Consider the following 25,690-nt stretch of genomic DNA (forward strand, 5'->3'; position numbering starts at 1 on the left):
CGGATACGGGCAGGCCGGCGCGATCAGACCTTGAAGGCCTGAACCAGACGTTGCAGTGACGCCGTCAGCTCCGACATCTCCCGCGATGCCGCCAGGGTCTCGTCAGCATTGGCCGCGGTGTGTTGTCCCAGCTCACCGATCTGCTCGACGTTGGCATTGACGTTTTTGGCCACGGCGGACTGCTCCTCGGCCGCCTGGGCAATCTGATGGCTCATGTCAACGATGGTGTTGATACTGCCGGCGATGCGGTCCAGGGCTTCGGTCACGGCCGAGGACTTCTGTACGGTGGTCTCGGTGACATCGCGGCTGTTGGTCATGGCCGTGACGGCATCCTTCACCCCGCTCTGCAGCCGGGAAATCATGCCCTCAATCTCCTCCGTGGACTTGTGCGTCCGCTGCGACAGGGAGCGTACCTCGTCCGCGACCACCGCGAAGCCCCGGCCCTGCTCCCCGGCCCGGGCCGCCTCGATGGCCGCGTTCAGCGCCAGCAGGTTGGTCTGCTCGGCGATGGCTTTGATCTCCACCAGCACCTGGCTGATGTTGTCGCTGTCCTGATTGACCCGGTTGATTACCTCCATGGCGGCGGAGATCTCCGTCGACAGCCGGTTGATGGTGGCCACAGTATCCGACACCACGCCGCGCCCGGTCTCGGTGTCCTGCTCTGCCACCCGGGCACTGTCCGCCACCCGGTGCGCACTTTCCGTGACCTCGTGCACCGCCTCCACCATCTGGTTCATGGCTTCGTTGATCTGGCCGGTTTCGTCCATCTGCCGCTGCACCGCATCGGAGTTGGCAGCCGCAGTGTCCTTGACCCGGGTCGCCTGCTGCCCCACGTCGGCAGTGGTCCGGCTGACCGAACGGATCAGCTCCGCGATGCGGTCGGTCATATTGTTGAATTCCACCGTCAGCGCGCCCAGCTCATCACGGTTGCTGAGCTGAATGTGGGTGGTCATGTCCCCACCCGCCACGCGACGCGCGGCCTGGGTGAAGTTGTGGATCGCCGTCCGTACGGACATGAAGAAACCGATGTAAAGGTAGACCACCACGATCAGCACCGCCACCAGGGCAATGACGATCCAGCGCCGCTGCTCCACCTCCTGGTCGAGCCGTGAGTCCAAGTTTGACTTCACCACCGTGAAAATGGCGTCGGTCAGGGTATCGAAATGGGCCAGCTGGCGGTTGACCAAAGCCTCGTAGTCCTGCCAGGGCATCTCCAGGCGCATCGGAGTAATCACGTTCACATCCAGGGCCTCGCGAACGCTCGGCAGGCTGTCGTTCACCCGCTCGATGCTGCCCGCCGCCTCCTGAGTGAGACGCGGTGAGGCTTCGGTGGCAACGGTGATGGCCGGCGTCAGCAGCGAGCTTTCATTGGTGAGCTGGTCATAGATCTCGTTCAGGCTTTCACTCAGGGCATACCCCACCTGCCCTTCCACCAGGGCGAACATACCGTAGGAGCGGGCCCGGCCCAGGGCATCCCGCGCTTCCGGCAGCGACTGCCGGACCAGACCGATCAGCAGCTGGTTCTCCCGCGAGGCGTCCTGACCCAGACCGGAAATTTCGATGGTGGCGGGCAGCAGGGCCACCACCTTCTGGACAAACTCCTGATAGTACTTGAACTGCGGGTCGATGTTACCTTGATAGCTGTCGTTGGCCTGCAGCCGGGCCCATTCCTCGCTGACGGCTCGCACCTGGGCGGCCCAGGTGCCGGAGCTGTCAAAGGACTGCTTCGCCGAAAGCAGGTCCGAGAACAGGGCATCGATCCGCCCCGCCCGCTCCTTGGCCCGTTCCAGCAGCGCCTGCTGCTCCCGCACCACTCCCGGGGCGCGGTAGTCCCGGTAATCCATGGCGGCGACCACCAGGCGCTCCACCTGCCGGAGCTGGTCCAGCCCTTCCACCCCACGGGTCATGGCGGCCACCGAGCGGTTCAGTTCGGAAATCACCAGCCAGGACAGGCCGCTGATGGGCAGGAGGAACAGCACGCTGATGAGGCCGAACTTGACGAGCATTGGCAGCCGGTTCATCAAGGCAATGGCGGGATGGATGAGTTGTTTCACGGATGCCCTCACAGCAGACAGACAAGGAGTCGTTGTTTTTGTGTCTAGTTATGTATTGTGTCGTCTAAGACGCTAAAAACTTAAGGCTTGTTTCTTGGCAATATGTAAATTTTTATGTGCGCCGGATCATATTTGGCCGGCTATGACCAGCAGCGCGAGCAGACAAAGCCAGACCAGCATGGTCCGGTTGAGCAGGTCCCGTATCGCCGACAGGCTGTTGCCGCCAAAGCGCGGCCATTCGTCCGGATGCAGCCGGGAAAAGCGGTCAGGGTCGAGGGCATAGCCGGTCAACGCGCCATTGGCCGATACCATAAGCACCTCGGCCAGCCGCGCCCGCCCTGACACCAGTGCCCGGCGCGCCACCTTGAGCCACCCGGCCAGGTCCCCGGCAATACCGAACGTCAGGGACACCAGCCGGGCCGGCAACCAGGCGGCGTACTCCGCCAGCCGGGCAAACCGGGGCCGGGCCGCAGCCTGGGGCCAGTGTTCGGCCAGCGCCACCAGGCCTCGCGCCAGAATGGCCGCAGGCAACCCGGCCACCACGAACCAGAACGCCACCAGGAAAAAGCGCTGAAACACGGTCACCAGCATCGCCTTGCAGAGTGACAGGTGCATGGCTTCCGGCGACACCGCCGCGCCCCGCTCCCCGGGCGGCAGCCGGTCACGGACATGGTGCCAGGCCGCCTGCATGTCGCCCCGCGCCCAGGCCTCGGCGTAGGCGTCAAGAGCCGGCCGCCAGCCCGGTGTCCCCATCAGCAACAGCAGCACCAGAACCTCCAGGGGATAGACCGCCAGCGACAGCCCGGCACGCCGCATCAGATATTCCAAGGCGCCGGCAGCAACAGCGGGCACCAGGATCAGCAACAGGCCGCGGCCGATGCCGTGCTCGCGCCCCGGACGGCTTACCCGGCCCCATTGGAACCAGGCCCGCCAGACCGGCTCCGACACGCCCCGATTGACCGCGTCGAGGCGGCGGCGAATCAGGTAGGCCAGCAGGAACACCACCAGCACCATCAGGCGAGCTCCTGGGCGTCATCGCCGGTCATCCGGGCCAGCTGATGACGGAAATGGGACCAGTCAAAGGCAGGGCCCGGGTCGGTTTTCCGGCCCGGAGCAATGTCCGAATGCCCCGCGATGCGGGACACGTCAATGCCCGGCCATGCCGCCATGATCAGCGCCGCCAGCTCGGCCAGGCGGTGGTACTGGGTGTCCGTATACGGGGTATCGTCGGTCCCTTCCAGCTCAATGCCGATGGAAAAGTCGTTGCACTCCTCCCGGCCCTGGAAACAGGAGCGGCCCGCATGCCAGGCCCGGTCCAGCAGGCTCACGAACTGAACCACCTCGCCGTCCCGCCGGATCAAGGCGTGGGCCGAGACCCGCAGGTCGGCGATGGTACGGAAGTAGGGGTGCGCGTCGGGATCGAGACGATTGCAGAAGAACGCCTCGATGGCGGAACCGCCGAATTCACCCGGTGGCAGGCTGATGTTGTGGATCACCAACAGGCTGATTTCCTCGCCCTCGGGCCGGGGCCCGAAATTGGGTGACGGACACCAGCGGGCGCCCGGCAGGCGCCCCGTGCCCCGGAGTCTGGAGAGGGTATCGTCGGGCCAGGCAGCCCTGCCGGAAACGGGGATCGATTCAATCAAGGTGGACCTTTCGCACCAGTCGCTTGCGGAGGCCCTGATTGAATCACAAAGCGCCGCCGGTTGCCATGACTCAGTCCCGGCGGCTGTTGCGGAGATTATCGATGATGGATTCCAGCGCCCGGTCGAAGATCAGGCCATCATCCAGCAGCGTGATCTCACCGGTCGCCATGGCCGAAGCCAGCTCCTCCCGGTGGTATTCGGCCACCTTGGCACCGCTGCGGTTGACGAAGATGTATTTGCCGGTGGCCTTGATGAAGGCCGCCAGCTTACAGCGGGCTTTGCTGTCCGCACGGACCAGCTCGATCCAGGAGCCGACCCTGAGCGCATCGGCCCGCTCCAGCCACTCCGGCCCCACCTGAGGCGCCCGTTCGGCGGAGGATTCCGGGGCTTCCGCCACCGCCTCCCCTACCCCGGCCTGGACGGCATCCTCGGCAGTTTCCAGCCCCTTCCCCACCTCCACGGAGGGTTCACCGGACTCGACCGGCGCGGCCACCGGTGCCTCGGCGGTCTCAGGCGGCGTCCGCTCCGGTGGCCTGTCAGGGAACTCCGCCGGGGGCTCCGGATCGGGGGCCACCGGCGTGGCGGTGACCAGGCGCTGGAACACGTCGACATGGGCCAGCTCCAGGTCACGGATGGCGGCGTCGGTCGCGAACGGGTCCCAGGAAATGTCCTGCAAGGCCCGGCGCAGCTCATCGACAATAGTGGGAATGGCCCGCAACAGCTCGCTGCGCGTGTCCTCGGTGACCGGCTGGGGGTCGACGCTCCATACCACCCGCTCGGTCAGCGCCCGGGCGTTCCGCCACGACTCGCTGTCATCCCCCTCCCGCAGCAGAATCCACTGCAGATAACGGTTCCAGGCTTCGTTCAGCAACGCCTTCACCGGCTCCGGGATCTCCCGCCCCTGGCAGCACTCCGTCAGCCACTCCCGGGCGGTCTGGGCCGCGCGCTCCTGGCGGGCCCGACCTTCCTCGGCGTCCCGCAGGCGCTGTTCGACCAGTTCGCGACGGCGGCGGTCGAGATCCATAAAATGGCTGAAGTCTTTCAACAGCTCATCAAACAGAGCCACATCGTCGGTGAACTCACCCAGCGCACGGTTCACCACCGCCTGGATCTTGTCCCTGAGCGGATCACGCTGGCCGGGCGCCTTTTCGGTCCAGCCAATCGCCGCCGACGCCAGCTCGTTCAGAAGCTTGCGCACCGGGTGACCGCCCCGGTTGAAAAAGTTGCGGTCGGCCAGGGCCACCTTCAGCACCGGAATCTGCAGGCGCCCGATCAGGGCCTTCATCACCGGGTGCAGTTGGCGGTCTTCCAGGATGAAATCGAACAGCATGGACACCAGATTGATGACGTCGCTGTCCATCTGAGCGACCTGAAATACTTGGCCTTCGGGATTGCGGAGGGCCGACTGCAACTGCTCGCCCAGGGGCACCACCTGGTTCGGCGCCCAGTCGTTTACCCGGTGCTGGGCCTGGTTCAGGCGCTCCAGCAAGCCCGACGTATCCAGAGTGCCCGCGCCATTGGCAGCACCGGCCATGACACCCCGGGCTTCACCGCCCTGGCGCAGCAGCGCGGTCAGCTCCGAGAAAGTGGGCGGGCCCCCCGCGTCCGAACCACTGGCACCCGTCAGGTCGTCACCGCCATTCCCGGAGCCGCCGTCGGTTCCCGACATGGCCCGGGTGACCACCGGAATCGGCGGGCGCTTCATGTCCGGCAGGATTCCCTCGGCGATGAGGGTCCGGTTGGCGTCCTGGTAGAATTCGCCCAGCCGGTCCACCAGCAGCCGGTCAAACAGCTTCAGAACCACCAGCTTGGCACGGATGTCAATGTCCAGGTCACCGCAGGCCTCGGCAATGCCGCCACAAATGATCTCGGGACTCAGAGGCATCTGGCTGTCCGCCAGCTCCAGGCTGGGCACCAGGTGGTTGACCCGGGCGGTGAGAAGGCGGATGGCCTGGGCGTGGCGGTTCCGGAGCTTGGCGATCAGGCCGTCAATGGCCACCTGCTGTTCCAGCTCGGCGTGGTCCACCAGGGTCAGGCTGTCCTGGTCGATGCGTTCGAGGTCGCCAGCGTTCGGGCGTGGGTTGAAACGGCCCATGTCGTTGAAGGCCCGGGAGACGTACTGCAGAACGGAGACGGCCATGGCCGAGCGTCGTAAGCGCAGCTCGCGCATGGCGTCGAAGTACGCGGTCTGATCCAGATTGCTGGCGGCCCGATCGGCGAGTTCGAACAAGGTGTCGTCCGCCCGGTCGAATACATCGGCCATCACCGCCTTGAGAGTTTGCCCCGAGGCATCACGCAAGCGTACCAGCGCCGGCGGGAGCGTCACCCGCCCGACAGGTTTCCAGCCGGTAAAACTGACGACCTTGCTATCGTGCACCATTCGGTTGCTCCGGAGTCGATGTACATCGGAATGACAAATGCCCGTCACTGTATGCTACGGCCAATCCACGTCAGCTTGTGTCAGGTTTTGTCACCTTTTGTGTCGAAACGACCTGGTTCACACTTTAGGATGGCTTCAGGGACGCGACCGGCCATTTGGCGAACGGCCGACGGCACTATAAAATCCCCCGCCAATCCGAGGACTTCAGCCATCAACCGGACACGACGCCATGCTGCCAGCCGAATTGCTTCGCCAATCCCGAATCGAATCCGTTGCTCAGAGCCTGCGCGAGGACATTGGCGAAGGTGACATTACCGCCCGCCTGATCCCCGCCGACAAACAGGCCTCGGGGCGGGTGATTACCCGGGAACCGGCAGTGGTGGCAGGCCGGGCCTGGGTGGACGAGGTGTTCCGTCAGGTGGACCCGGCGGTGCGGCTGGACTGGCGGGTCAACGATGGCGACCGGGTCGAGGCCAACCAGGTGCTGTTCACCCTGGCGGGTTCGGCGCGCAGCCTGCTCACCGCCGAACGGACCGCCCTGAACTGGTTGCAAACACTGTCCGGCGTCGCCACCCGCTGCGCTGACTACGCCGCTCGGGTGGCCCACACCCAAGTCCGTCTGCTCGATACCCGCAAGACCCTGCCCGGGCTGAGGTTGGCTGAGAAGTACGCCGTTACCTGCGGCGGCTGCCACAATCACCGCATCGGCCTCTGGGATGCCTTCCTGATCAAGGAAAACCACATCGCCGCCTGCGGCTCCATCGCCGCCGCCGTCGCCGAAGCCCGCCGCATCGCCCCGGGCCGGCCGGTGGAAGTGGAAACCGAAAACCTGGACGAGCTGGATCAGGCCCTGGCCGCGGGCGCGGACATCATCATGCTCGATGAGTTCTCCCTGGAGGACATGCGGACGGCAGTGCAACGGGTGGCCGGACGGGCCCGGCTGGAAGCCTCCGGCGGCATCAGCGACCAGACCCTGGTGGCGGTGGCGGAAACCGGTGTCGACTTTATCTCGATCGGGGCGCTGACCAAGCATGTTCGCGCCATCGACCTGTCCATGCGACTGGACTGATCGCGTCAGGAGCCGCTCAGCAATCGGTCCATAACTTCCAGCTCCCGGATCAGAGCGCGCCCCGACTCCGGGCGGCCACGGAAGTGTTCCTCCGCCATCGGCGCGATGCCGGACACCTCGGGCAACCGGTGACCGCCCTCGATCAGCACCTTCATGCGATCGACGAACACGAACTGCAGCCACTGGGTGAAGGCCATGGTGTCCAGGCAGAACGGCTTATCGCTCCGGAACGCTTCCGCTGGCGGCGGTTCGCTTTCCCAGGCCCCCAGCCGACGCAGTTCAATTTCAATTCTCAGCAGGCTGTCGGCCACCCGGGCCACGCGCGAATCGGACTCGGTCATTCCATCACACCCGGTCGTTCAAGGGTTCCAGCGCCACCGGCTCACCATGCAGCACCCGGAACAGGTCTTCGTACTGGCGGGTCAGGGGATGATTGGGAGCCAGATGAATCAGGGGTTTTCGGTTCTGGTGCGATTCCTTCATCTTCACCGAGCTGGAGAGACGCACCGGCAGCACCGGCAACCCCTCATCGGTCAACTCCTGCACCAGCTGCCGGGGCAGACTGGCCCGCGGCTGAAACTGGTTGGCGATGATGCCCTCGACCACCAGTTCGTCGTTGTGATCCTCCTGCAGCTCGCGGATTTCACCCAGAATGCTGTACAGGGCCTGGCGGGAGAAGTCATCACAGTCGAACGGAATCAGGCAGCGCTGCGCGGCGATCAGGGCGGAACGGGTATAAAAATTAAGCGCCGGCGCCGTATCGATGTAGATTTCGTCAAAACTGTCGCTGAGTTTTTTCAGGGCTTCCCGAAGCTTGTAGATCTTATGCTTGGCCTCCAGCTTGCGCTCGAGGAAATCCAGCTCCGGGCTGGACGGCATAACAAACAGGTTGTCGAACGGCGAAGCGTGCACAAATTCGTCCGGGCGACGATTGAACACGCTGAAGGACACCGTTTGCTCCAGCAGGTCGGCCACCGTGTCCTTCAGCTCCGAGGCCGGCCGCCCCAACAGGTAGTGGGTGGAATTACCCTGGGGATCCAGGTCCAGGACCAGGGTACGCTGGCCTCGCGCGGCGCTGATCGCCGCCAGGTTGCAGGCAATACTGGATTTGCCCACGCCTCCCTTCTGGTTGAAGACAACCCGTCTCATACCGCCTCTCCCCTTGATGACCGATCCCGTGGTTGTACCACAGCCGGCGTCACCATCCCATGACCGTCTTGACGAACGGGATCGTCAGCCGCCGCTGAGCCTGCAGGGAATTCTCATCCAGCACGTCCAGCATGGCAAGCAGATCTCCCAGCCGGCGGGGCGCCCGGCGCATGATAAAGGACGCAACGTCGTCCCCCATAACCAGCCCCCGCTGCTCCGCCCTCGCCTGCAGAATGGTCTGCCGGTCGCTGTCCCGGTAAATGCCCAGTTGCAGCGTCAGACCATGGCTCAGCCGGGACACCAGATCCGGCAGCCGGAACCCCGCCGACGCCGGCACGTTGGCGAGACTGACCATCAGCAGATGGCCCGCGTCCTGAACCCGGTTGTACAGATGGAACACGGCCTCTTCCCAGGCCGTGTCACCGGCCACCCGGTCCAGATCATCCAGGCACACCAGGTTCTGGCTCTCCAGACCGGCCAGGACACCAGGGCCGAAGGGCTGCACCTCGGCGATGCTGAAGCAAACAGCGGACCGGCCCTGCCCCTCCATGTGGTGGCAGGCGGCCTGCAGCAGATGGCTCTTGCCGGTATCGGACGCGCCGCAGACGGCCACCACCGGCACGCCCAGGGGCTGATCGCAGACAGCGCGCAGGCGCCGGGCAACATCTTGATTGCGATGTCCGTGGAAGTTGTCGAAGCGGGCATCGTCTCGCAGCTTGACGCCCAGCACCAGTTGGGAGGTGGTCATGATCCCTTTGCCCTCCAGGCTTTCATGCCCCAGACCACCACGTAGTGACCACCACTGACCACGGCCGATACCGCGACCAGGACGATGCCCACATCCAGGACCCAGGGCTGCATCGGCAGCCCGGCCTGCAAGGTGATGATGGCCAGGACCACCAGTATCTGGATGAAGGTGTTGAGTTTACCGGGAATGCTCGGCTGCATCTCGAAGCGACCGATGCCGTAATGGTAGGCCAAGGCACCGCCCACAATCAGCAGGTCACGCCCGAGCACGAGCAGAAACAGCCACACCGGCAGTACCGACGTCAGTGTCAGCATCAGATAGGAGGTGATCAGAAGGGCCTTGTCCGCCAGCGGATCCGCCACCGCCCCCAGACGGGAGCGCCAGTTGAACTGGCGCGCCAGGTAACCGTCGCAGGCATCGGTGGCAGCGGCGATAAAGAAAATACCCAGCGCCGGGCGGTATTGTTCGAGCCACAGCGCCGCCGCGAAGGGAATAATCAGGAAAATTCGCAGGAACGTCAGGGCGTTGGGAATCCAGCGCCAGCGTCGCGATGTCACGGGCTCCCCTCCGCTGTGGCGTCACGCATCCTGGTCATCGTCGGTTTTCGGAGCTGTCTGCCAGCGGTAATACAACACCTGATACAGCGACTCGAAGGCCTGCTCCGCATCTTCGGCATCTCCGGCGGGCAGGGCCTGGTACCCGAACGCCTCCACGTCACCCGTGGAGCCGGTGGCGCCTTCGGACACTGGCCCAGCCACCGCCGGCGAGGTTTCAGACGCCGCATCCGGTGCCGCCGGCAGGGCAACAGGCTCGCCGGTCACCGGCACAAACCTGGGATCGAGGGCGATGTACTCCTTGAGCTGCGCCAACTCTCCGGTGAACGTTGCCCGCAGGGTCAGCTGGTCACCCCGGACCCGGGCGGCCCCCACCGACCGAACCGGCGTGAGCCCCTCCAGCACACGACTGGCTTCGGCGTAATCCACCAGACCGGTGATGCCCTGAAGCACGATCTCGACCTGGGGCAAGGCCCCCACATCGCCGGCCGCCACCGCGTAACGGCGGGCAAAGCGGTCTGCCCAGCGATCGACCAGGGCCTGCACCAGGGCCTCGGGGGAGGCAGCCGTCACCGCTTCCTCGCCGCCGCCCAGCCCCATGCCGTCAAAGACCCAGCCGGCACGCCACTGGTCACCGTCCCGGCCGATCCGGACCAAGGCCATGGCATCATGGGGAAGGTCCGAGGCCGCGCTCCGCACCCGGTCGGTGAACTGGCCCCAGATTTCTGACAGCAGGCGCCGGTCCCCCTGGAACGAGGCCGGAGGAAGCGCAATGGGTAGGCCACGATCACGGGCCACCCGGTTCAGTTCGGTCCGCCAATCGTCCGCCGCGTCCTCGCCGACCCGGGCCTGGGTCAGCAGCCGGCGCGCGCCGCGATCCTCCACCGCGGCCCAGACCAGCGTCAGGGGACGGTTGGCCCCCCACACCGGCGCCTCGATCGAAGCCAGCGCCTGATTCACCGCCACCGCCCCGAAGGTCATCTGCAACCGGTTCTGCCCATCCTCGCCGCGCAGGAACTGATAGGCCTGCAACAGGGACTCGGCCTTGCCCAGCACTTCCTGTACGCCCTCCCGCGCCAGCACGTCGGTGCTGCCGGAAATCCGCACCAGCACCCGGCGCAGCCCCTCGACGTACCCATCCTGGAGCTCGGCGGGAGAAGAACCGGCCACCGGCACCTCCACCGAGTAGAGCCCGGAAACGGTCACCGCCTGCACGGCCGTCGGGAAAAACGCCATCGCCAACAACAAAACGGCCGCCCGGACGGCAGCCTGTATTACCCGCGCCACGTTGTGTCCTGATACTGGCATGAATCACCCTGGTGTTCGCATGGATGGCGCATAGGATACACCATGGCCTATACCGTGAGTAGCTGTTAAAATCCGCGCCCTGTCCCACTGGCCAACGGTTACCAACACCATGAGCGAACAGAAGCCCTCTCTGACCTACCGCGACGCTGGCGTCGACATTGATGCTGGCAACGAACTCGTCAACCGCATCAAGGATACCGCCGCCCGCACCCGCCGCCCGGAAGTCCTCGGGGGGCTCGGAGGCTTCGGCGCCATGGTGTCGATTCCCGCGGGCTACCAGGAACCGGTCTTGGTGTCCGGAACCGACGGCGTGGGAACCAAGCTGCGACTGGCCATGCAGCTGGGCAAGCACGACAGCATTGGCATCGACCTGGTGGCCATGTGCGTGAACGATCTGGTGGTTGGTGGCGCCGAGCCGCTGTTTTTCCTGGACTACTACGCCACCGGCAAGCTGAACGTGGACGTGGCGGCCCAGGTGGTCGCCGGGATCGGTGAGGGCTGCGAACAGGCCGGGTGCGCCCTGGTGGGAGGCGAAACCGCCGAAATGCCAGGCATGTACGAAGGTGAGGACTACGACCTGGCAGGCTTCTGCGTGGGCGTGGCCGAGCGCAGCCGGATCATTGACGGCAGCCGGGTCCAGGCGGGCGACACCCTGCTGGCCCTGGGCTCCTCCGGCCCCCACTCCAACGGCTACTCCCTGATTCGCAAGATTCTGGACGTCAGCGGCGCGGACCTGGATCAGCCCCTCGGCGACACCACCCTGGCCGACGCCCTGATGGCGCCGACCCGCATTTACGTCAAGAACCTGCTCCAGTTGATCCGCGAGGTGGATGTCCGGGCCCTGGCCCACATTACCGGCGGCGGCCTGCCCGAAAACATTCCCCGGGTTCTGCCCCAGGGTACGGTGGCGGCGATCGACACCGCCAGCTGGGAGCTGCCGCCGGTGTTCCAGTGGCTCCGGGATGCCGGCGGTGTCGCCATGGAGGAAATGTATCGCACCTTCAACTGCGGTATCGGCATGATCGTCTGCGTGCCCGCGAATCAGAAGGAGCTGGCCCTGGACACGCTCCGGGCAATGGGTGAGCACGCCTGGCAGGTTGGCGTCATCGAAAGCGCCGACCGGCCCGAGGCCGACCCCGTGGTCCGTTACGCGCCGGGGATTCTCGCCGCATGAAAGCCGAGAAAGCGCCCCTGCCCCGCATCCTGGTGCTCGCCTCCGGCAGCGGCACCAACGTCCAGGCACTGATCGACGCCACCCGGGAACGAGACTTCCCGGGCCGGATCGTAGCCGTTGGCAGCAACCGGCCCAAGGCCTTCGCCCTGGAGCGGGCGGCCCAGGCCAACATCGAAACCTTCGTGGTCGACCACACCCAGTACGACTCCCGGGAAGCTTTCGATGCCGCCCTGATGGCCGAGATCCGCCGCTACAACCCGGACGTTTTGCTGCTGGCCGGCTTCATGCGCATTCTCACCGACGATTTCGTTCGGGCGTTCCGGGGCATTCTGCTCAACATCCACCCGTCGCTGCTGCCCAAGTACACCGGCCTGAACACCCATCAGCGCGCCCTGGAGGCTGGCGACCCGGTCCATGGCACCTCGGTTCATTTCGTGACCGAGGAGCTGGATGGCGGCCCGGTCATCGCCCAGGCGGAAGTGAAGGTGTCGCTGGAGGACACCCCGGAATCCCTGGCCGAAAAGGTCAAGGCGAAAGAGCACATCCTCTACCCCATCGTTGTGCGCTGGTTCTGCGAGGGCCGTATCCAGCTTGGCAGTGACTACATCCTGTTCGACGGCGAACTGCTGAAGGCGCCGCTGCGCCTGACGGACGACTGAACGGATTGTCATCCACGATAGGCCCCGCCTTGGCTACACTGGGGCCTATCGTGACCGTTCAGGGGCCCCGCCATGCCACACCTCACCCGCCCTACCGCCCGCACCCCGCACCACCTTGGCTTCTGGTGCCTGCTGCTGGGCAGTCTGCTGTTGCTGCCGGCGCTGTCCCGGGCACAATCGCCGGAACCGCCGACACCGTTCCGGGCCAGCTATACCGCCAAACTCGACAAGGGGCTGGCCCTGAACGGTGACGCCCGTCGCTCCCTCACTCCCCAGGGCAACGGCGTGTGGCTCTACCGAACGGAGGTTAACTCCTTCATCGCGAACATCAACGAATCGCTGGTGCTGAGATGGGACAACGGCCGGGTCGTTCCCCTACGCTATCGCTACCGGCTGTCCGGAATGCTGGTGAAAGACCGGGAACAGGCCATCGACTTCGACTGGGATGCCGGCGTCGCCACCGGTCAGTACCGGGGCAAATCCTTCGAACTGCCGCTGCGGGAGGGGGCCCTGGACCCCCTGGGCTATCAGCTGCAACTGCGCCAGGACATCCGTGCGGGCCGGCGCGACATGCGCTATCAGGTGATCGACGGCGGCGACTATGACGAGGATGTGTTCGCCGTCGTGGGCGAGGACGGCGATCGGCACCTGCTGAAAGCCGAGAAGGTACGCAGCCCGGACGCCAAGCGGCGGACCTACCTGTGGTTCGATCCGGACCAGGCCTTTCTTCTGGTGCGACTGCTGCAGGTGGAGCCGGACGGCAGCCGCTACGAACTGACCCTGAGCGAGGCCGAACTGGGTGACTAACGGGCCTCGGCCCAGACTGCCTTGACCTCGTCCGCAATCACCCGCAACCCCTCGGCCACCCGCTCGTCGTCCTGGGAGTAGGTTACCCGTAGGCACTCGTGGCGGTGCCGCCAGCCGTCTTCCGGCAACCCCGGGAAGAAATAGTGCCCGGACACCACCAACACGCCCCGGGCTTTGAGCCGTTGGTACAGTTCCAGGCTGGAGATGGGCAGCCCGGGGAACCACAGCCACAGGAACATGGCCCCTTCCGGCTTGTGGATGTACCAGCGGCAATCGGCATCGGCCATGGCGTCATGGAACACCGCCACCGCCCGCTGCATCTTGGCCTGGTAGAACGGGCACACCACGTTGCGGCTGAGGGAAAGGATCTCGCCGGACCGCACCAGCGGCTCCGCCAGCATCGCACCGAAACTCCCGGTCGCCAGGTTCATGATCGCGTTGATGCCCGACAATGCCCGGATCACCGGCGCCGAGGCGATGACGATACCGGTACGAACGGCGGGCAGACCCAGCTTGGACAGACTGAGGCACAAAATCATCTGCTCGTCCCAACTGGGGCGGGCATCCACGAACAGCAGGTTCGGGAACGGCGTGCCGTAGGCCCCATCGACGATCAGCGGAATGTCATGCTCCCTGGCCAGCGTTGCCAGCCGGGCCAGTTCGTCGTCGGTCACCACGTTACCGGTTGGATTGGTCGGCCGGGACACGCAAATGGCACCGGTCTCGCCGGTCACCTCGACCGCATCGAAGTCCACCCGGTACTTGAACTCGTGGGCGTCGGTGAAGGAAATCTCGGGCTGCACCGCCCGGAACAGGTCCGGCTCGATCCCCGTGTCGGCGTAACCGATGTACTCGGGCGCCAGCGGCAGCAGGATGTGCTTGCGCTGGCCGTTGCCGTAATCGCCGCCGAACATGTTGAACAGCATGAAGAAGGCCGCCTGGCTGCCGTTGGTGAGGGCGATGTTGTCCGGTGTCAGGCCCCAGCCGTATTCCCGGTTCAGCATGGCCGCCAGGGCGGCAATGAACTGTTTCTCGCCCTGGGGCGGGTCGTAGATCCCCACCAGGCGCCGCAGCCCCTCGTCGCTGCCACCGATGTCCGCCAGGATCTCCCGTACCCGCTGGTGCACTTCCGGGATGTGACCCGGATTACCGCCGCCCATCATGATCAGGTCATCGCCGGAGGCCATGGCGTTGCCCAGATCGTCCATCAGCGACGTGATGCCGGCATCGGCGGTGAATTTACGGCCAAAGGCAGAGAGTTTCATGACATTCTTCCCTTCAACAACGGGGTAACGGAATCCGGCACGGGCCGGGCGAGCGCCGGATCAGGCGTCCAGGGCGATGCCCAGGTTACTGACGCCGTCGTTCGCCGCTTCGGCCCGCAGGGCCGCCACGAAGTCTTCATCGGGCACGCGCTGGCGCCGCAGAGACAAGACCAGTTCCCGCTGGAACCGCTTGTCCTCCTTCATCAGGGGGTGGTGATCCAGCAGCCGGACCAGTTCGTCTTCGTCCAGATCCTCGCCGTCCGAGACTTCGACAAACTGCATGATCGTGGCGGTGGCCAGGCGGGAGGCTTCCGTGGCCCGGTGACGCTCGGGATTGAGCCGGCACAGCAGCGCCTGTTCCAGCAGCTGGCAGAAATCGAACGCTGGATATACGCCGTAGGCGTCGTAGGCTTCCACGTTCGGCGACAGATTTTCCAGCTTCGCCAGCATCTGCGGCAGAGCCGCCTCCGCGCCGCCCCGTTTCTGCAACAGTGCCCAGGACAGGTCCAGCAACTGGCGCATCTTGGCGGCGGTTTTCAGGCCAACCGCGTCGGCAAACAACGCGTAATTCGGAAACGCCCGTTCCGCGAGGGCGAGCAGGAAGGCATACTCCCGCCATCCATGCAGCTGGGCAACGGCTTTCAGGAACTGGTTGGCGTTCATGTCCGCGGCAGGGTCACGCCGGTCTGACCCAGGTACTTGCCCCCCCGGTCCTTGTAGCTGGTCTCGCAGACTTCATCGGATTCAAAGAACAGCATCTGCGCCACGCCCTCGTTGGCGTAGATTTTGGCCGGCAGGTTGGTGGTGTTGGAAAATTCCAGGGTCACCTGCCCCTCCCACTCCGGCTCCAGCGGCGTGACGTTGACGATGATGCCGCAGCGGGCGTAGGTGCTTTTGCCCAGGCAGATGGTCAGCACGTTGCGCGGAATGCGGAAGTATTCCACGGTCCGAGCCAGGGCGAAGGAGTTGGGCGGGATGATGCAGACATCTCCCACGAAGTCGACAAAGCTGTTCTCGTCGAAATTTTTCGGGTCGACGGTGGCGCTGTGCACGTTGGTGAAGATCTTGAACTCGTTGCTGCAACGAACGTCGTAACCGTAGCTGGAAGTGCCGTAGGAAATGACCCGGCCCTTCTCGGTCTCACGGACCTGTCCGGCCTCGAACGGCTCGATCATGTCGTACTGCTCGGACATGCGGCGAATCCACTTGTCGGATTTGATGCTCATCGATGAAGTCTCGTAACCACAGAAAAATTGGTGCGTAGTTTACCCGTTACCGCCCGGGCTGTCGAAGCCCGGGCGGCGGCGTTCAGTGGCCGGTCACCGACACGCTGGCGATGGAACCGGACAGGTTACGTTCGCGGGTGGACAGGATCGCCCCCATGCGGCGGGCGATGTCCCGATAACGACGGGCCACCTCGGAATCGGGCTCGGCCACCACCGAGGGCGTACCGCTATCGGTCTGTTCCCGGATGGTCAGATGCAAGGGCAGCTGTCCCAGCAGTTCGGTCTGGTACTCCTCGGCGATCCGCTCGCCCCCGCCATGGCCGAACAGCGGTTCCTCGTGACCGCACTGGCTACAGATGTGCACGCTCATGTTTTCCACCACGCCGAGCACCGGAATGTCCACTTTACGGAACATTTCGATGCCTTTTTTGGCATCCAGCAGGGCGATGTCCTGGGGCGTGGTGACAATCACCGCCCCGGTGACCGGCACTTTCTGAGCCAGGGTCAACTGGATGTCGCCGGTGCCCGGCGGCAGGTCCACCACCAGGTAGTCGAGCTCGTCCCACAGGGTCTGCTGCAGCAGTTGCAGCACGGCGCCGCTGACCATCGGGCCGCGCCAGATCATGGGTGTTTTCTCGGTCACCACGAACGCCATCGAGTTGGCTTGCAGCCCATGTGCCCGCATCGGTACGAAATACTTGTTCTCCCGGGTGTCCGGACGCTTGCCCTCGGGCACGCCCAGCATCATGCCAATGCTCGGGCCGTGGATGTCGGCATCCAGGATGCCGACCCGCGCGCCTTCGGCCTGCAGCGCCAGCGCCAGGTTGACCGCGGTGGTGGACTTGCCGACGCCGCCCTTGCCGGACGCCACGGCAATGATGTTCTTCACGCCCGGCACCGAGGGCAGCGCCTTGGCCACCTTGGCCGCAAAGATCCGCTGGCCGACCTGGACCTCGACGCCGGTCACCCCGGCCACGTCCTCCAGGGCGTGGCTCACGATCTGCCGAAGGGCGCCGGCAATGCCCTGGGACGGATAAGGCAGCTCCACGGACAGCGTGACCTGGCCGGCGGCGTCGGCGACCAGGGATTTGACGGCGCCAAGCTCGAACAGATCCTTGCCCAGGTACGGGTCTCGGTATTCTCGGACGGCGGCTTCCAGCGCCGGCTGGGAAATCTGGGTCATCATGCTCTCCGGAATAAGCTCATAAACACGGAAACAGGCGTTTCAGGTGAAAAATTGCTGGTTGGAAGGTATCATCTGTGCCCGTTTCTGACCATATGGGGCCGCCACCTGCGTCTGTCAATCCAGGTCCCCGGTTCCGGCTCCGTAGTTTCGTTTTCCCAAGCCCTATCGACAGAAGGTTCGGACATCACCATGACGCAAGCGAGCAAGCCACAGCGCGACATTCTGGTCACCAGCGCCCTGCCCTACGCCAACGGCCCGATCCACCTGGGTCACCTGCTGGAGTACATCCAGACCGATATCTGGGTGCGGTACCAGAAGATGCGTGGCGAAAACTGCTACTACGTTTGCGCCGACGATGCCCACGGCACCGCCATCATGCTGCGTGCCGAGCGCGAGGGGATCACCCCGGAACAGCTGATCGACCGGATCCGCCAGGAACACCAGGACGACTTTGCCGGTTTCCACATTCGGTTCGACAACTATTACTCCACCCACTCCGAGGAGAACCGCCAGCTTTCGGAGTACATTTACCGCCAGCTGCAGGAAAACGGGCGCATCGCCACCCGCAGGATCACCCAGTTCTTCGATCCGGAAAAAGAAATGTTTCTGGCCGATCGTTTCATCAAGGGGACCTGTCCCAAGTGCAAGGCGGAAGACCAGTACGGTGACAACTGCGAGGTTTGCGGCGCCACCTACACCCCGGCGGAGCTGATCAACCCCCGTTCCGCCGTATCCGGCGCCACCCCGGTGAAAAAGGAATCCGAGCACTATTTCTTCAAGCTGCCGGACTTCCAGGACTTCCTGGCGAAGTGGACCCGCAGCGGCACCCTTCAGCCGCAGGTGGCCAACAAGCTGGCCGAGTGGCTGGACGCCGGCCTGCAGGAGTGGGACATCAGTCGCGACGCGCCCTACTTCGGTTTCGAGATCCCGGACGCCCCCGGCAAGTATTTCTACGTCTGGCTGGACGCGCCCATCGGTTATCTGGCCAGCTTCAAGAACCTGTGTAACCGGGAAAACATCGACTTCGAGCATTTCTGGAAGGCCGACTCCACCGCCGAGGTCTACCACTTCATCGGCAAGGACATCATCAACTTCCACGCCCTGTTCTGGCCGTCCATGCTGCACGATGCCGGCTTCCGCACGCCCACGGCGGTATGGGCGCACGGCTTCGTCACCGTCAACGGCAAGAAGATGTCCAAGTCCCGGGGCACCTTCATCATGGCCCGGACTTACCTGGAGCACCTGGATCCGGAGTATCTGCGCTACTACTTTGCCGCCAAGCTCACCGCCAGCGTGGACGACATGGACCTCAATCTCGAGGACTTCGCCGCCCGCGTCAACAGCGACCTGGTGGGCAAGGTGGTGAACATCGCCAGCCGCTGCGCCGGCTTCATCAACAAGCGTTTCGACGGTCGGCTGGGCCAGGTGACCGAACACGACCGGCTGCGTGAATTCATCGAGGCGGGCCGGCAGATCGAAGAATTCTACGAAGCCCGGGAATTCGGTCGCGCCATGCGCCGGATCATGGAGCTGGCGGATGTCGCCAACCAGTACGTCAACGACGAACAGCCCTGGGTGGTTGCCAAGCAGGAGGGCCAGGACGACCGGCTCCAGGCCATCTGCACCAACGCCCTCAACATGTTCCGCCTGATCATGACCTACCTGGCGCCGGTGCTGCCGAACACCGCAGCCGCGTCCGAAGCCTTCCTGAACAGTCCGCTGGACTGGAACGGACGGGCGCAACTGCTGGAAGAGCACACCATCAACCCGTTCAAACCGCTGATGAGCCGGGTGGACATGGCCCAGATCGAGAACATGCTGGAGGCCTCCCGGGAGGCCCAGCCGGCGCCGGCCACCCCGGCCCGGGAACCCGCCGCCGATCTGGAACCGATCGCCGAGGAAATCGAGTTCCCCGACTTCGCCAAGGTGGACCTGCGGGTTGCCCGCATCGTCCGGGCCGAACACGTCGAGGGTGCGGACAAACTTCTTCGCCTCACCCTTGACGTGGGACATGGCGAACGCAACGTGTTTGCTGGTATCAAGTCCGCCTACAAACCGGAGGATCTGGAAGGCCGGCTGACCGTAATGGTCGCCAACCTGAAACCCCGGAAGATGAAGTTCGGTCTGTCCGAGGGCATGGTGCTGGCCGCCGGCCCCGGCGGCAAGGACATTTTCCTTCTGTCCCCGGATTCCGGCGCCACCCCCGGCATGCGGGTGATGTAAACAGCGCGAGGTAGAGCGAGGCCGATGACCGAGTACCTGCTGATTCTGGTCAGCACCATCCTGGTGAACAATTTCGTTCTGGTGCAGTTCCTGGGGCTGTGCCCGTTCATGGGCGTATCCGGGAAACTGGAGACGGCCATGGGCATGTCCCTGGCCACCACCTTCGTGCTGACCCTGTCATCGGTATGCAGCTACCTCGCCTACACCTACCTGCTGGCGCCCCTGGGGCTGACTTACCTGAAGACCATCACCTTCATTCTGGTGATCGCCGTGGTGGTCCAGTTCACCGAAATGGTGGTGCGCAAGACCAGCCCGCTGCTGTACCGGGTCCTGGGCATCTTCCTGCCACTGATCACCACCAACTGCGCCGTGCTCGGAGTGGCCCTGCTCAACCTGAACAAGGGCAACAACTTCATCGAGTCCGTCCTGTACGGTTTCGGCGCGGCGATCGGGTTCTCCATGGTGCTGGTGCTGTTCGCCGCCATGCGCGAGCGGATCGCCGTCGCCGATGTCCCCGTGGCCTTCCGGGGCGCTGCCATCGGCATGGTTACCGCCGGCCTGATGGCCCTGGCCTTCCTTGGCTTCACCGGCCTGGTCACTGTCTGACGGAGAATAGGTTGTTATGTGGACCGGCATCCTGCTTGCCATAGTCGTGCTGTTGGCCCTGGCCATCGTATTTGGCGGTGTCCTCGGCTACGCCTCGGAACGCTTCCGGGTCGAGGGCAACCCCCTGGTGGACCAGATCGACGCGCTGCTGCCGCAGACCCAGTGCGGCCAGTGCGGTTTCCCTGGCTGCCGTCCCTACGCTGAAGCAATCGCCGGGGGGGAAGCGATCAACAAGTGCCCACCGGGCGGCGAAAGCACCATCAAAGCCCTGGCCGACCTGCTGGACGTGGAACCCCAGCCGCTGGATGCGGAGCATGGCGTCGAACAGGCCAAGCGCGTGGCGGTGATCCGGGAAGACGAATGCATTGGCTGCACCAAGTGCATCCAGGCCTGCCCGGTGGACGCCATCCTCGGCGCCGCCAAGCACATGCACACCGTGATCGAATCCGAGTGCACCGGCTGCGATCTGTGCGTGGAACCCTGTCCCGTGGACTGCATCGACATGGTGACCCTCGAACCCGACATCCGCACCTGGACCTGGACGCCGCCCAGCCCCAACCTCATCGCGACCGATCGCCAGGGAGTCCGAGCCTGATGACCCAGCTGTGGGATTTCGCCGGCGGAATCCACCCGCCCGAGAACAAACAACAGTCCACGTCCCGCCCGATTCGTCCGGCGGGAATCCCGGAACGCCTGATCATCCCGCTCCAGCAGCACATTGGTCAGCGCGCCGAGCCGGTGGTCCAGGTCGGCGACCGGGTGCTCAAGGGTCAGAAAATCGCCGACGTCCGCTCCGGACTCGGCGTTCCCGTGCATGCGCCCACCTCCGGCATCGTTGAATCCATCGGCGAGCACCCGGTCCCCCACCCGTCCGGTCTGGCCGATCTTTGCGTGTTCCTGCGCCCCGACGGCGAAGACCAGTGGCGGCCACGCTCGCCGGTCCGTGACTACCGGGAGCTGGATCGGGACACGGTTCTCGGTCTCATCCGCGAGGCCGGCATCGCCGGTATGGGGGGCGCCGGTTTCCCGACCAACGTCAAGCTGTCCCCGCCCAGGGACCGCAAGGTGCATACCCTGATTCTCAACGGCGCCGAGTGTGAGCCCTACATCACCGCCGACGACATGACCATGCGGGAGCGGGCGGACGACGTGGTGGCCGGACTGAAGGTCATGGCCTGGCTGCTGCGCCCCGAGCGCTGCGTGATCGGCATCGAGGACAACAAACCCGAGGCCGCCGAGGCCATGCGCAAGGCTTGCGAGGGCACCCAGACCGAGGTGGTGGTGATTCCCACCAAGTATCCGTCCGGCGGAGAAAAGCAGCTGATCCGCATCCTCACGGGCCTGGAAGTGCCCAGTGGCGGAATTCCCGCCGACATCGGTGTCATGTGCCAGAACATCGGGACCGCCGTGGCCGTGGCGCGGGCCGTGTTCAACGACGAACCCCTGATTTCCCGGGTGGTGACCCTGACCGGGGGCGCTCTGCGTGAACCGGGCAATGTCGATGCCTTGATCGGCACCCCCATGTCCTACCTTCTGGAACGGGCCGGCTGGCGGCCGGAACAGGTCGGCCGGCTGGTGCTGGGGGGGCCGATGATGGGCTTTACCCTGCCCGACACCGAAGTGCCGGTGACCAAGACCAGCAACTGCGTGATTGCCGCCACCGCCACTGAGCTGCCGGCACCGCCGCCCCAGCAACCGTGTATCCGCTGCGGCCAGTGCGCCGAGGTCTGCCCCATGGAACTGCTGCCGCAGCAGTTGTTCTGGCACGCTCGGGCTGAGGAGTTCGACAAGGCAGAACACCTCAACCTGTTCGACTGTATCGAATGCGGTGCCTGCGCCTACGTCTGCCCCAGTGCCATTCCGCTGGTCCAGTACTACCGCTTCGCCAAAGGCGAGATCCGCGTGCAGCGTGCGGAGCAGGCCAAGGCCGACCGCGCCCGGGAGCGCTTCGAGGCGCGTCAGGCCAGGCTGGAACGGGAACAGCAGGAGAAGGAACAGAAGCGCCGGGAACGGGCCAAGGCGGCTGCCGAGGCCCAGGCCCGCAAACGCGCCGAGGCGGAACAGGCCACCGCCCGGGACGACGCCGGCGAGGTGGACGAGCGGGCCGCCAAGGCCGCCCTGGTGCGACAGGCCCTGGAACGCAAGAAAGCCCGGACCGGTGCTCCCGCGGCAGCCGAACCGCCGGACCTGGAAGCCCTGGAAAAACAGTGGCTCCAGGCCCGGGCCAAGCTGGACACCATGCAGGGCCTGCTGGCGGAAGCCAAGGCCAAGCAGGCCGACAACGTCGATAAACTGGAACGGGCCGTGGCCAAGAACCAGGAGCGGGTTCAGCGGGCCGAACAGGCGTTAAACGACGCCAGACAGTCGTTGCAGAATCCGTCCCAGACCACCCATTAACCGAGTTCAGGCCAGACGATCCATGGCATTCGTACAACAGTCCTCTCCTCACACGCATCGTGCCCGCCCGACCTCGCGGGTCATGCTCTGGGTGATCCTGGCAACCCTGCCGGGGCTGCTCGCCCAAACGCTGTTTTTTGGCTGGGGCAACCTGATCAACGTCCTGTGGTGCGTGGGCCTCGCGGTTGTGGCAGAAGCCGCCGTGCTGTGGCTGAGGAAAAAACCGCTGTCGGTTTTCCTCAGGGACAACACCGCCGCCGTGACCGGCCTGCTGCTGGGCCTGTCCCTGCCGCCCCTCGCCCCCTGGTGGGTCTCCGCGGTGGCCGTGGTGACCGCCATCGTCATCGCCAAACAGCTCTATGGCGGTCTGGGCTCCAATCCCTTTAACCCGGCCATGGCCGGCTACGCCCTGGTCCTGATCTCGTTTCCGGTGGCCATGACCACCAACTGGCCCGAAGCGGCCATGCTGTTTCAGGGGGCGCCGGACTTTGCCGACACTCTGGCCCGAATTTTTTCCGGCACCCAGACCGCAATCGACGGCTGGACCATGGCCACACCACTGGACGAATACAAGCACAAGGTGGCCACCCACACCGCCGCCGAGATTCTCCGGCATCCCACCTTTGGCGAAGGTATCGCCCGGGGCTGGGAATGGGTCAATGCCGCCTTTCTGGCCGGCGGGTTATGCCTGCTGGCCCTGCGCATCATGACCTGGCACATCCCGGTCAGTTTTCTGGCGGGGCTCGGGCTCATGAGCCTGGCGTTTGGCAGCAACCCCGACCAGCACGCGCCCCTGTCCCTGCATCTGCTGGCCGGCGGCACCATGCTGGGCGCCTTTTTTATCGCCACCGATCCGGTGACGGCCGCCACCAGCCATCAGGGTAAACTGATCTATGGCGCTGGTATCGGCATTCTGGTGTACCTCATCCGTACCTGGGGCAACTATCCGGACGCCGTTGCCTTCAGCGTACTTCTGATGAACTTCGCCGTGCCGTTCATCGACTACTACACGCCGCCCCGAACCTTCGGCCACCACAAGGCCCGGCGGGGTTTGCCGAGCAGGAACCGGGGGTAAGTACGTCATGGCCGCACTCGCTCAATCGATTCGCCGCAGCGCCATCGGGCTCGGTCTGTTCGCCATCTTCACCGGCGGCTCCATCGCCCTGACGCAGGCACTGACCCACGAACGCATCCAGGCGCAGGCCGCCCGGGCCGAGGCTCGGGCACTGTTCGAAATCATTCCGGAAAACCGGATCGACAACGACCTGCTGCGGGATACCGTCACGCTGCCGGCGGGCGCCCCCTTGCCCACCCCGGGCCCCGTTACCGGCTGGGTAGCACGCCGCGACGGCGAGCCGGTGGGACTGATCCTCCCAGTGGTGGCACCGGACGGCTACTCCGGCGCCATCCGCCTGCTGGTGGGTCTGGATCCCGACGGCACGGTGCTGGGGGTCCGGGTAACCAGCCACAAGGAAACACCGGGGTTGGGTGATCGCATCGAGACCAAGAAATCCAACTGGGTCCACGCCTTCGAGGGGCGTTCCCTGGACAACACCGAACGCCCCCGCTGGAACGTAAAAAAGGACGGCGGTGACTTCGATCAGTTCACCGGTGCCACCATTACCCCCCGCGCGGTCGTCAAGGCGGTGGCCAGGACCCTGGTGTACTATCGTCAACACCGCGAGGAAATCCTTCGACGGCTGCACGTAGAGGAGCGTTCCTGACCATGGCCAGCAAAACATCCGCCGACATCATCCGAGACGGCCTGTGGAACAACAACCCGGCGCTGGTGCAGGTGCTCGGCCTGTGTCCATTGCTGGCGGTGACCAGTACCGTGGTCAATGCCCTCGGCCTCGGACTGGCCACGCTGATGGTGCTGATGGGCTCCAATCTGGCGGTGTCGCTGATTCGCAATTTCGTCAGCGAATCGGTGCGGCTGCCCGCATTCGTGATGATCATTGCGTCGTTTGTCACCTGCGCCGAGCTCCTGATGCAGGCCTTTACCTATGAGCTGTATCAGATCCTCGGCATCTTCATTCCCCTGATCGTGACCAACTGCGCCATCCTGGGCCGTGCCGATGCCTTCGCCTCCAAAAACGCGCCGGGCCCCGCTCTACTCGACGGTGCCATGATGGGACTGGGCTTCCTGCTGGTGCTGGTCACCCTCGGCGGCCTCCGGGAACTGGTCGGCCAGGGCACGCTGTTCGCCGACATGCAGCTGCTGTTCGGCCCCGCCGCCGCCCGCTGGGTGATCCGCCCCTTTGAACACTACCCCGACATGCTGTTCATGGTACTGCCGCCCGGCGCCTTTATGGGGCTGGGCCTGCTGATCGCCCTGAAAAACGCCATCGACACACACCTGCAGGAAAAACGGAAAGCCGTGGCGACGCAGGAGCCCGTGACCAGCGGCAGCAAGAGGGTCCGGGTAACCGGCCACGTTTCCTGAACCGACAGACACCGATGGAAACCGGATGAACAGACAGAAGCGGACCGAGATTTTCCGGCGGCTGCGGGAGGCCAACCCGAAGCCGACCACCGAGCTGAACTATTCCACCCCGTTTGAACTTCTGGTGGCGGTCATCCTCTCCGCCCAGGCAACCGATGTTGGCGTCAACAAGGCCACGGCCCGGCTGTTTCCCGTCGCCAACACCCCCGAAGCCATCCTGGCGCTGGGGGTCGATGGTCTGAAGGAATACATCAAGACCATCGGGCTCTACAACAGCAAGGCCGAGAACATCATCAAGACCTGCCGGATCCTGATCGAAAAACACGGAGGCCAGGTTCCGGACAACCGGAAAGATCTGGAAGCCTTGCCCGGGGTCGGCCGGAAGACCGCGAACGTGGTGCTCAACACCGCCTTCGGGCAACCCACCATGGCCGTGGACACCCACATTTTCCGGGTTGCCAACCGTACCGGCATCGCGCCGGGCAAGAACGTTCTGGAGGTGGAACAGCGGCTGCTGCGCCTGGTTCCCAGGGAATTCCTCCAGGACGCCCACCACTGGCTGATCCTCCATGGTCGTTACACCTGCACCGCCCGCAAGCCGAAATGCGGTGCCTGCATCATCGAGGATCTTTGCGAATTCAAGGACAAGCGGGACTATCTCTGAACCCGCCGGTCGTCAGCGTAACCGTCTCCGGTGCGCATCCGTTCCCATCGCGCTCGAGCGGCCCCTCAGCCACGCGTCTATGACCAAGGCGAGCCAGACAGAGCGCACCACTTAGGAGCATGGTGATCA

At 64.7% G+C, this 25,690-nt stretch carries 25 protein-coding genes; 12 read left to right on the forward strand and 13 right to left on the reverse strand.

The genetic code is table 11. From position 1 onward, the window contains the following. Window positions 1-23: 23 nt before the first annotated feature. The 4 genes from BTO32_RS15685 to BTO32_RS15700 all read right to left on the reverse strand — a co-directional run bounded on the left by BTO32_RS15685 (window position 24) and on the right by BTO32_RS15700 (window position 6,080). Complete coding sequence (locus BTO32_RS15685) at window positions 24-2,006, reverse strand: methyl-accepting chemotaxis protein (protein WP_217904954.1); 1,983 nt, start codon at window positions 2,004-2,006, stop codon at window positions 24-26. Window positions 2,007-2,180: 174 nt separating this feature from the next. Beyond that, window positions 2,181-3,068, reverse strand: a complete 888-nt coding sequence (locus tag BTO32_RS15690) for a histidine kinase (RefSeq protein WP_076725606.1) — start codon at window positions 3,066-3,068, stop codon at window positions 2,181-2,183. Further along, entirely contained in the window at window positions 3,068-3,688 is a 621-nt protein-coding gene (gene ampD, locus BTO32_RS15695) for a 1,6-anhydro-N-acetylmuramyl-L-alanine amidase AmpD (protein WP_175618682.1), read from the reverse strand. Before ampD ends, BTO32_RS15690 begins: the two co-directional genes overlap by 1 nt. Before the next feature lie 82 nt (window positions 3,689-3,770). Beyond that, window positions 3,771-6,080, reverse strand: a complete 2,310-nt coding sequence (locus BTO32_RS15700) for a DUF1631 domain-containing protein (RefSeq protein ID WP_076725607.1) — start codon at window positions 6,078-6,080, stop codon at window positions 3,771-3,773. 229 nt (window positions 6,081-6,309) lie between these two features. On the opposite strand from BTO32_RS15700, the gene nadC reads away from it, so the two are divergent. Continuing rightward, a complete protein-coding gene (gene nadC / locus BTO32_RS15705; protein ID WP_076725608.1) occupies window positions 6,310-7,149 on the forward strand; it encodes a carboxylating nicotinate-nucleotide diphosphorylase in 840 nt (279 codons plus the stop codon). 5 nt (window positions 7,150-7,154) lie between these two features. Here nadC and BTO32_RS15710 read toward each other — a convergent pair whose 3' ends face one another. Genes BTO32_RS15710 through BTO32_RS15730 form a run of 5 tightly spaced genes read right to left on the reverse strand, consistent with a single transcriptional unit; the run spans window position 7,155 to window position 10,887 of the window. Further along, on the reverse strand, window positions 7,155-7,490 hold the full coding sequence (locus BTO32_RS15710) for a YqcC family protein (RefSeq protein ID WP_076725609.1): 336 nt from the start codon (window positions 7,488-7,490) through the stop codon (window positions 7,155-7,157). 4 nt (window positions 7,491-7,494) lie between these two features. Further along, window positions 7,495-8,298: a ParA family protein gene (locus tag BTO32_RS15715; protein ID WP_076725610.1), complete on the reverse strand. Its 804-nt coding sequence runs from the start codon at window positions 8,296-8,298 to the stop codon at window positions 7,495-7,497. Window positions 8,299-8,347: 49 nt separating this feature from the next. After that, complete coding sequence (hda, locus tag BTO32_RS15720) at window positions 8,348-9,046, reverse strand: DnaA regulatory inactivator Hda (protein ID WP_076725611.1); 699 nt, start codon at window positions 9,044-9,046, stop codon at window positions 8,348-8,350. After that, complete coding sequence (locus BTO32_RS15725) at window positions 9,043-9,603, reverse strand: CDP-alcohol phosphatidyltransferase family protein (protein WP_076725612.1); 561 nt, start codon at window positions 9,601-9,603, stop codon at window positions 9,043-9,045. The genes hda and BTO32_RS15725 overlap by 4 nt, the downstream gene beginning before the upstream one ends. 21 nt (window positions 9,604-9,624) lie before the next feature. Beyond that, the gene (locus tag BTO32_RS15730; protein WP_245820365.1) at window positions 9,625-10,887 is read right to left on the reverse strand and encodes a DUF2066 domain-containing protein; all 1,263 of its coding nucleotides are present in this window, start codon (window positions 10,885-10,887) and stop codon (window positions 9,625-9,627) included. A gap of 130 nt (window positions 10,888-11,017) precedes the next feature. On the opposite strand from BTO32_RS15730, the gene purM reads away from it, so the two are divergent. From purM to BTO32_RS15745, 3 genes are all read left to right on the forward strand, one after another. Next, complete coding sequence (gene purM, locus BTO32_RS15735) at window positions 11,018-12,082, forward strand: phosphoribosylformylglycinamidine cyclo-ligase (RefSeq protein ID WP_076725614.1); 1,065 nt, start codon at window positions 11,018-11,020, stop codon at window positions 12,080-12,082. Continuing rightward, complete coding sequence (gene purN / locus BTO32_RS15740; RefSeq protein WP_076725615.1) at window positions 12,079-12,741, forward strand: phosphoribosylglycinamide formyltransferase; 663 nt, start codon at window positions 12,079-12,081, stop codon at window positions 12,739-12,741. Before purM ends, purN begins: the two co-directional genes overlap by 4 nt. A gap of 72 nt (window positions 12,742-12,813) precedes the next feature. Beyond that, window positions 12,814-13,548, forward strand: a complete 735-nt coding sequence (locus BTO32_RS15745) for a DUF3108 domain-containing protein (protein WP_076725616.1) — start codon at window positions 12,814-12,816, stop codon at window positions 13,546-13,548. Here the strand turns inward: BTO32_RS15745 and BTO32_RS15750 are convergent. The 4 genes from BTO32_RS15750 to apbC all read right to left on the reverse strand — a co-directional run bounded on the left by BTO32_RS15750 (window position 13,545) and on the right by apbC (window position 17,222). Further along, window positions 13,545-14,813, reverse strand: a complete 1,269-nt coding sequence (locus tag BTO32_RS15750; protein WP_076725617.1) for a valine--pyruvate transaminase — start codon at window positions 14,811-14,813, stop codon at window positions 13,545-13,547. The two genes, BTO32_RS15745 and BTO32_RS15750, sit on opposite strands and share 4 nt — an antisense overlap. A gap of 60 nt (window positions 14,814-14,873) precedes the next feature. Beyond that, a complete protein-coding gene (locus BTO32_RS15755; protein WP_076725618.1) occupies window positions 14,874-15,476 on the reverse strand; it encodes a YjaG family protein in 603 nt (200 codons plus the stop codon). Beyond that, window positions 15,473-16,039: a dCTP deaminase gene (gene dcd / locus BTO32_RS15760; RefSeq protein WP_076725619.1), complete on the reverse strand. Its 567-nt coding sequence runs from the start codon at window positions 16,037-16,039 to the stop codon at window positions 15,473-15,475. The genes BTO32_RS15755 and dcd overlap by 4 nt, the downstream gene beginning before the upstream one ends. An 82-nt stretch (window positions 16,040-16,121) precedes the next feature. Continuing rightward, window positions 16,122-17,222, reverse strand: coding sequence for an iron-sulfur cluster carrier protein ApbC (gene apbC / locus BTO32_RS15765; RefSeq protein WP_076725620.1), 1,101 nt, complete (start codon window positions 17,220-17,222; stop codon window positions 16,122-16,124). A 192-nt stretch (window positions 17,223-17,414) separates the two neighbouring features. Here apbC and metG point away from each other — a divergent pair, with 192 nt between their 5' ends. The 8 genes from metG to nth are packed head-to-tail and all read left to right on the forward strand — an operon-like array spanning window position 17,415 to window position 25,561. Then, complete coding sequence (metG, locus tag BTO32_RS15770; RefSeq protein WP_076725621.1) at window positions 17,415-19,448, forward strand: methionine--tRNA ligase; 2,034 nt, start codon at window positions 17,415-17,417, stop codon at window positions 19,446-19,448. Between the two features lie 24 nt (window positions 19,449-19,472). Continuing rightward, complete coding sequence (rsxA, locus tag BTO32_RS15775) at window positions 19,473-20,054, forward strand: electron transport complex subunit RsxA (protein WP_076725622.1); 582 nt, start codon at window positions 19,473-19,475, stop codon at window positions 20,052-20,054. A 16-nt stretch (window positions 20,055-20,070) separates the two neighbouring features. Then, complete coding sequence (gene rsxB, locus BTO32_RS15780) at window positions 20,071-20,649, forward strand: electron transport complex subunit RsxB (RefSeq protein WP_076725623.1); 579 nt, start codon at window positions 20,071-20,073, stop codon at window positions 20,647-20,649. Further along, on the forward strand, window positions 20,649-22,451 hold the full coding sequence (gene rsxC, locus BTO32_RS15785) for an electron transport complex subunit RsxC (protein WP_076725624.1): 1,803 nt from the start codon (window positions 20,649-20,651) through the stop codon (window positions 22,449-22,451). The genes rsxB and rsxC overlap by 1 nt, the downstream gene beginning before the upstream one ends. Window positions 22,452-22,473: 22 nt before the next feature. Then, window positions 22,474-23,526: an electron transport complex subunit RsxD gene (rsxD, locus tag BTO32_RS15790; protein ID WP_076725625.1), complete on the forward strand. Its 1,053-nt coding sequence runs from the start codon at window positions 22,474-22,476 to the stop codon at window positions 23,524-23,526. A gap of 7 nt (window positions 23,527-23,533) precedes the next feature. After that, window positions 23,534-24,175, forward strand: a complete 642-nt coding sequence (rsxG, locus tag BTO32_RS15795) for an electron transport complex subunit RsxG (protein WP_076725626.1) — start codon at window positions 23,534-23,536, stop codon at window positions 24,173-24,175. Window positions 24,176-24,177: 2 nt separating this feature from the next. Beyond that, the gene (locus BTO32_RS15800; RefSeq protein WP_076725627.1) at window positions 24,178-24,897 is read left to right on the forward strand and encodes an electron transport complex subunit E; all 720 of its coding nucleotides are present in this window, start codon (window positions 24,178-24,180) and stop codon (window positions 24,895-24,897) included. A gap of 25 nt (window positions 24,898-24,922) precedes the next feature. Beyond that, window positions 24,923-25,561: an endonuclease III gene (gene nth, locus BTO32_RS15805; protein ID WP_076725628.1), complete on the forward strand. Its 639-nt coding sequence runs from the start codon at window positions 24,923-24,925 to the stop codon at window positions 25,559-25,561. Window positions 25,562-25,690: the final 129 nt, after the last annotated feature.

Source organism: Marinobacter lutaoensis (assembly GCF_001981305.1).
Lineage (GTDB): Bacteria > Pseudomonadota > Gammaproteobacteria > Pseudomonadales > Oleiphilaceae > Marinobacter > Marinobacter lutaoensis.

Coding starts and splice junctions, on each gene's coding strand:
- nadC (WP_076725608.1), top strand. CDS start 6,310: ATGCTGCCAGCCGAATTGCTTCGCCAATCCCGAATCGAATCCGTTGCT.
- BTO32_RS15755 (WP_076725618.1), bottom strand. CDS start 15,476: ATGAACGCCAACCAGTTCCTGAAAGCCGTTGCCCAGCTGCATGGATGG.
- BTO32_RS15745 (WP_076725616.1), top strand. CDS start 12,814: ATGCCACACCTCACCCGCCCTACCGCCCGCACCCCGCACCACCTTGGC.
- hda (WP_076725611.1), bottom strand. CDS start 9,046: ATGACCACCTCCCAACTGGTGCTGGGCGTCAAGCTGCGAGACGATGCC.
- dcd (WP_076725619.1), bottom strand. CDS start 16,039: ATGAGCATCAAATCCGACAAGTGGATTCGCCGCATGTCCGAGCAGTAC.
- BTO32_RS15715 (WP_076725610.1), bottom strand. CDS start 8,298: ATGAGACGGGTTGTCTTCAACCAGAAGGGAGGCGTGGGCAAATCCAGT.
- rsxA (WP_076725622.1), top strand. CDS start 19,473: ATGACCGAGTACCTGCTGATTCTGGTCAGCACCATCCTGGTGAACAAT.
- BTO32_RS15685 (WP_217904954.1), bottom strand. CDS start 2,006: ATGCTCGTCAAGTTCGGCCTCATCAGCGTGCTGTTCCTCCTGCCCATC.
- rsxB (WP_076725623.1), top strand. CDS start 20,071: ATGTGGACCGGCATCCTGCTTGCCATAGTCGTGCTGTTGGCCCTGGCC.
- metG (WP_076725621.1), top strand. CDS start 17,415: ATGACGCAAGCGAGCAAGCCACAGCGCGACATTCTGGTCACCAGCGCC.
- BTO32_RS15800 (WP_076725627.1), top strand. CDS start 24,178: ATGGCCAGCAAAACATCCGCCGACATCATCCGAGACGGCCTGTGGAAC.
- rsxD (WP_076725625.1), top strand. CDS start 22,474: ATGGCATTCGTACAACAGTCCTCTCCTCACACGCATCGTGCCCGCCCG.
- purN (WP_076725615.1), top strand. CDS start 12,079: ATGAAAGCCGAGAAAGCGCCCCTGCCCCGCATCCTGGTGCTCGCCTCC.
- BTO32_RS15710 (WP_076725609.1), bottom strand. CDS start 7,490: ATGACCGAGTCCGATTCGCGCGTGGCCCGGGTGGCCGACAGCCTGCTG.
- BTO32_RS15750 (WP_076725617.1), bottom strand. CDS start 14,813: ATGAAACTCTCTGCCTTTGGCCGTAAATTCACCGCCGATGCCGGCATC.
- rsxC (WP_076725624.1), top strand. CDS start 20,649: ATGACCCAGCTGTGGGATTTCGCCGGCGGAATCCACCCGCCCGAGAAC.
- purM (WP_076725614.1), top strand. CDS start 11,018: ATGAGCGAACAGAAGCCCTCTCTGACCTACCGCGACGCTGGCGTCGAC.
- apbC (WP_076725620.1), bottom strand. CDS start 17,222: ATGACCCAGATTTCCCAGCCGGCGCTGGAAGCCGCCGTCCGAGAATAC.
- rsxG (WP_076725626.1), top strand. CDS start 23,534: ATGGCCGCACTCGCTCAATCGATTCGCCGCAGCGCCATCGGGCTCGGT.
- BTO32_RS15690 (WP_076725606.1), bottom strand. CDS start 3,068: ATGGTGCTGGTGGTGTTCCTGCTGGCCTACCTGATTCGCCGCCGCCTC.
- BTO32_RS15700 (WP_076725607.1), bottom strand. CDS start 6,080: ATGGTGCACGATAGCAAGGTCGTCAGTTTTACCGGCTGGAAACCTGTC.
- nth (WP_076725628.1), top strand. CDS start 24,923: ATGAACAGACAGAAGCGGACCGAGATTTTCCGGCGGCTGCGGGAGGCC.